Genomic DNA, 1,572 nt, shown 5'->3' with positions numbered 1-1,572 from the left:
GATCGCCACCACGCCGCCGCGCAAATGGGTCGGCAGCGGCGATGTCGCCGAGATGCGCGCGCAGCTTTGTGAGGTTTCCGTCATGGAACGCCCCTATTGCAGCCTTGGAATGACCGCGACCGGGCGGTAGCCGTGCTTATCGAGAAAGGCGGCGAGCCTGTCGGGATCGGGCTGCAGCGGATCGCCATAGTCGCGGGCATGGATGCCTCCCGAGACATAGAGCACGTCGAATCCATTGTCGGCCGCGCCCTTGATGTCGGTCATCAAGCCGTCGCCGATGGCCAGCACCCGCGAGCCTTCGACGGGACGCCCGAGCAGGCCGGCAACCTCCTTCATCGCGACGTCGTAGATCGGCGCGTAGGGTTTGCCGGCGATCAGGGTTCGCCCGCCAAGCTGGGCGTAGTCGCGGGCAAGCGCACCGGCGCACCAGATCAAGCGTTCGCCGCGCTCCACCACGATGTCGGGGTTGGCGCAGATGAACGGCAGGTCGCGGGCGCGCAGCCGCTGCAGCAAGTCGGCATAGTCGGAAGGCTTTTCCACCTCGTCGTCGAACAGGCCGGTGCAGACCACGCCGGAGGCCTCGAACTCCTCGACCAGATCGACGCCGAGGCTGTCATAGAGGGTGAAATCGCGGTCGGGGCCGATGTGGAAGATCTTTCTCGGGCCCTCGGCGATCAGATCGCGGGTGACGTCGCCGGAGGTGACGATGCGGTCATAGGCGTCGGTGGGAACGCCTATCGCGTTCATCTGCGCAACGACATCGGCGCTGCGGCGCGGCGAGTTGGTGATCAGCACGATCGGGACGTCCGCCGCGCGCGCCGCGGCCAGTGCCAGCGCGGCCTGGGGAAAATGCCATTCGCCATTGTGCACCACGCCCCAGACATCGCACAGGATGGCCGAATAGGCACCCGACAAATCCGCGAGCGAGCCGATGATGTCTGGCAGATCCGCCATGCTGTCTACCCTGCCGATCGTTGCGAAAGCCGCCGCCGACGGTCCGCCGCGGCCGGTCCCGCATTAACCGAAGCGCCTCATCCTGTCACCAGCTTTCGGCAGACAGCACCCGCTACCGCAGGACTGATACCGTGGGCAGGACACGCGTTCGTGACTGAATTCCCAGGCCCCTCGGCACCCTCGCCGCGAGCCCGATGGTTAACGGGCCTTGAAAACGCAGGTTGAGGTTGGATGCATTCGCGCAACCTGAAATTTAATGATCTGTGACCATGGTTGCAGATCAACTACGACCTTGGTCGTATATTAGTGGGGGACTAAAGGCTATGATCCGCAAGTTCGGAGCGATGATCCGCAGCTTCGTGCACAACAGGCGGGGCAACTATGCCTTGATTGCCGTCATCACGATGGTGCCTGTGATGGGCGGCGTGGCATTGGCGGTCGACTATACGGAGCTGGTTCGCCAAAAACAGGAAACGTTGAACGCGCTCGATGCCGCCGGCGTCGCCACGGCGCAGCAGATCGTCGCCAATGTAAGCGATGCCGATGCCAAGGCTTATGCGAAGAACTTCTTCGAAGCCAATCTGTCGCATGTCAGCCCGGCCGACACCACGCTGAGCG

At 63.6% G+C, this 1,572-nt stretch carries 2 protein-coding genes; one reads left to right on the top strand and one right to left on the bottom strand.

The window, feature by feature from the left end; all coding sequences use genetic code 11:
* Positions 1-93: 93 nt before the first annotated feature.
* Entirely contained in the window at positions 94-954 is an 861-nt protein-coding gene (locus EOA33_RS35135; protein WP_127407679.1) for a TIGR01459 family HAD-type hydrolase, read from the bottom strand.
* Positions 955-1,277: 323 nt separating this feature from the next.
* Between EOA33_RS35135 and EOA33_RS35130 the strand changes: the two genes are divergently transcribed.
* The coding region (locus EOA33_RS35130; protein ID WP_245482539.1) for a pilus assembly protein TadG-related protein at positions 1,278-1,572 on the top strand (295 nt) is incomplete at its 3' end.

The sequence above is a fragment of the Mesorhizobium sp. M4A.F.Ca.ET.050.02.1.1 genome, from assembly GCF_003997725.1.
Classification (GTDB): domain Bacteria; phylum Pseudomonadota; class Alphaproteobacteria; order Rhizobiales; family Rhizobiaceae; genus Mesorhizobium.
This window is presented reverse-complemented; position numbering and strand designations above follow the sequence as displayed.